Annotated in this window: 2 protein-coding genes and 2 pseudogenes; all 4 read right to left on the reverse strand. The window is 76.6% G+C overall.

From position 1 onward, the window contains the following. Positions 1–239: pseudogene (locus tag AB0H57_RS32615) on the reverse strand (phosphoheptose isomerase); the annotation flags it as partial. Then, positions 236–1,456: a glycosyltransferase gene (locus AB0H57_RS32620; protein WP_357512575.1), complete on the reverse strand. Its 1,221-nt coding sequence runs from the start codon at positions 1,454–1,456 to the stop codon at positions 236–238. The gene AB0H57_RS32620 and the pseudogene AB0H57_RS32615, both read right to left, overlap by 4 nt. Then, on the reverse strand, positions 1,441–2,415 hold the full coding sequence (locus tag AB0H57_RS32625) for a glycosyltransferase (protein ID WP_357512576.1): 975 nt from the start codon (positions 2,413–2,415) through the stop codon (positions 1,441–1,443). Before AB0H57_RS32625 ends, AB0H57_RS32620 begins: the two co-directional genes overlap by 16 nt. 119 nt (positions 2,416–2,534) lie before the next feature. Continuing rightward, a pseudogene (locus AB0H57_RS32630) lies at positions 2,535–3,168 on the reverse strand (glycosyltransferase family 9 protein); the annotation flags it as partial.

Raw genomic sequence — 3,168 nt, forward strand, 5'->3', positions numbered from 1 at the left:
TCGCGGTCGTCGCGGAGTTTGCCGACCAGTTCGGCGGTGAGGTGTTGGGCCTCGGCGGCGCTGCCGCCGTTGCCGGCCACCAGCAACCGGCCGCCGCCGACCAGCGTACGGGCCAGCTCGTCCCCCCACCGGGCGAGCAGCCCGTCGCAGCGCCGGTAGGACAGCAGCGCCTGGGCCAGGCCGGCGAGGTGCGCGTCGAGCACGGACGGCCCCCCGGCGCCCGTCGGCTCGGCCGTCATCCGGCGACCACCCGGCTCGGCCGGCGCACCGCGGCCACCTCCCCGTACACCTCGGCGAGCCGCTCCGCGGTGGCCGCCCAGGAGTAGCGCCGGCGGGCCCGGTCCAGCGCCGCGGTGGCGTACCGGAAGCGGCGGATCCGGTCGGTGAGCAGGCCCTGGATCGCGGCGCCGAGCGCCCGCGGATCCCGGGCCGGCACCAGGTCACCGGTGACACCCGGGACCACCGTGTCGGTGAGGCCACCGACCGCGGTGCCGATCACCGGGATGCCGCAGGCCATCGCCTCCAGCGGGGTGAGCCCGAACGGCTCGTACCAGGGGGCGGCGACCAGCACGTCCGCCGACCGGTACCAGCGGCCCATCTCCTCCCGGGGCACCGCGCCGATCAACTTCACCCGGTCGGCCACCCCGCAGGAGGCGGCCAGGGCACGCAACCGCCGGGCGTACGGGTCGGACTCCAGCAGCCCGGCGGGCGGGCCGCCCACCACCACGCACTCGGCGTCGGGGACCCGGGTCATCGCCCGGACCACGGTCTGGAAGCCCTTGCGTTCCACCAGCCGGCCGACGGTGAGGATCCGGGCCCGCCCGTCCTCCCGCTCGGCGGCCCGGCCGAGCGGGGTGAACGTGCTCAGGTTCACCCCGGACGGGATGATCGTCATCCGGGACCGGGGCACACCCATCCGGACCAGCTCACCGACCTCGTCCCGGCACTGGGCGATCACCCGGTCGGCCGCGCAGCCCAGCTCCCGCTCGTACGCCACCCGCCGGGCCGGGCTGGTGTCCTGCACCCCCTGGTGGCGCCGCTTCACCGTGCCCAGCGCGTGGTACGTCTGCACCACCGGCACCCCGGTCTGCCGACCGGCGGTAAACGCGGCCAGCCCACTCATCCAGAAGTGGGCGTGGATGACCTCGGGAACCCAGTCGCCGCCCCGCCACCGGTCCACCAGCCAGCGACTGAACTCGCGCATGTGCGGCAGCAGCGCGTCCTTGGCCAGCGGCTCGGCGGGCCCGGCCGGCACGTGCACCACGTCGAAGCCGTCCGGGGCGCGGACGGTCACCGGCAGGTCGGGGGCGTCGCGCCGGGTGTAGACGCGTACCTCGTGACCGGCGGCCACCAGGGCGGCGGAGAGCTCCGCGACGTGCGTGTTCTGACCGCCCGCGTCCTCCCCGCCGAGGACGGCGAGCGGGCTGGCGTGCTCCGAGATCATCGCGACGCGCATACTTCCTCCTCCAGCAGCCGGTCCCAGTCGGCGAGGAAACGATCCAGGCCGTAGCGGTCCCGCGCGGCCGCGCGGGCCTGGCCGCCCGTACGGGCGGCCAGCGACGGGTCCTCGAGGAACCGCCGCGCGCCGTCGCGCAGGACGTCGATCCGGGTGGACAGGACTCCCGCCGTCGGTGGCACCGCCACCACGGCCTCGGTGGTGGCCAGCGCGACCACCGGCATGCCGATCGACATCGCCTCGATCAGGCTGAGCCCGAGCGAGGTCCACCGGCACAGGTGCAGGTACGCCCGCCGCCGCCCCAGCTCGGCGTGCATCCGGTGCTGCGGCACGTCGTCGTGGGTGGCGAGCCGGTCGGGGGGCAGGCCCAGCCGCTCGGCCAGCCCGGCGACCCCCATCCCGAAGACGTCCAGCGGCGCCAGCTCGGCGAACGCCGGCAGCAGGTCGGTGCCGGTGACCCGCCAGCGGCGTACCGGCTCGTTGATGACCACGGCGAGCCGGTCCAGTTCGCCGGTCCACTCGACGGCCGGGGGCACGATGCCGTGCTCGACGACGGTGCTGCGGGTGCCGCCGTTGTCCCAGAACAGTTCGTTGAACGCGGTGACGTGGGTGAGCAGCAGGTCGTCCCGGTCGGCCATCGGGTGCCGGGTGTTCGGCACGTCGCCCTTGGGGGTGTTGTGCTCGACGTAGATCGCCGGCACGTCCCGCCCGGGCCGCCGGCCCAGCCACTGCTCGGCCAGGTCGAGTTCCTCCGGGCGTTGCAGCAGGACGACGTCGACGTCGGCCCGGCGCAGTTGCTCCGGGGTCACCTCGACGGCGTTGTCCGGCCACGGGTAGGTGCGCGCCCGGCCCAGCCCGTACGGCCCCCGGTCGGGGGTCGCCGGCACCAGGTAGCGGTGCTTGCCGTGCACGAAGGAGGTCATCCACGACCCGTGCACGTGCCACACCAGCACGTTCATCGGCCGCTCCCGCCGGTGGCGGTCGCGGCGGCCCGCCGACCGGCCCACGCCGACCGGGCGTGACCGGGGACGGCATCCGCCCGCGCGGCAGCGGTGACGGCCGGCACCGGGCGGTCGGCGGGTATCCCGAGCAGGCGGACCGCCTCCAGCACCCGGGCCGGGTCCACCCCGGACAGGCAGGGGTGGCCGGGGACCGGGCAGCGGGCCGCCCGGGTGTCCCGGCAGGGTGCGCCGGCGTCGCCGAGCCGGACGGCCGGCACCCGGTAGGGGCCCCACTGTCCGTACGGGACGGTGGGGGCGAAGAGGCTGACCACCGGCACGCCGAGCGCTGCGGCCACGTGCGCGGGCCCGGTGTTTCCGACGACCAGCGCGCCGGCCCCGGCGAGCACCCCGGCGAGGTCGGCCAGGCTGGTCCGCCCGCCCAGGTCGACGCCGGCGTCGCCAGCCACCCGGGCGGTCAGCTCCCGCTCGTCGGGGCCGCCGGTGACCACCACCCGGTACCCGGCGCCGGTGAGCGCCCGGACGATCCGCGCGGCCAGCTCGGGCGGGCAGGCCCGCGCCTGGACGGTGGAACCGGGATGCACCACCAGGTAGCCCGGCCCGCCCAGCTCGCGCGGCGGTGGCGGGACGGCGTCGGCGCGCAGCCGCAGCCCCGGCCCGTCGTCGGGGGGCAGGGCGAAGCCGGTGGCGGCGGCGAGGGAGAGGGCGCGTTCGGGTTCGGGTATGCCGGTGGGGACGTGGTGGCGGATGTCG

It is taken from the genome of Micromonospora sp. NPDC050686 (genome assembly GCF_040654475.1).
Lineage (GTDB): Bacteria > Actinomycetota > Actinomycetes > Mycobacteriales > Micromonosporaceae > Micromonospora.

Coding starts and splice junctions, on each gene's coding strand:
- AB0H57_RS32620 (WP_357512575.1), bottom strand. CDS start 1,456: ATGCGCGTCGCGATGATCTCGGAGCACGCCAGCCCGCTCGCCGTCCTC.
- AB0H57_RS32625 (WP_357512576.1), bottom strand. CDS start 2,415: ATGAACGTGCTGGTGTGGCACGTGCACGGGTCGTGGATGACCTCCTTC.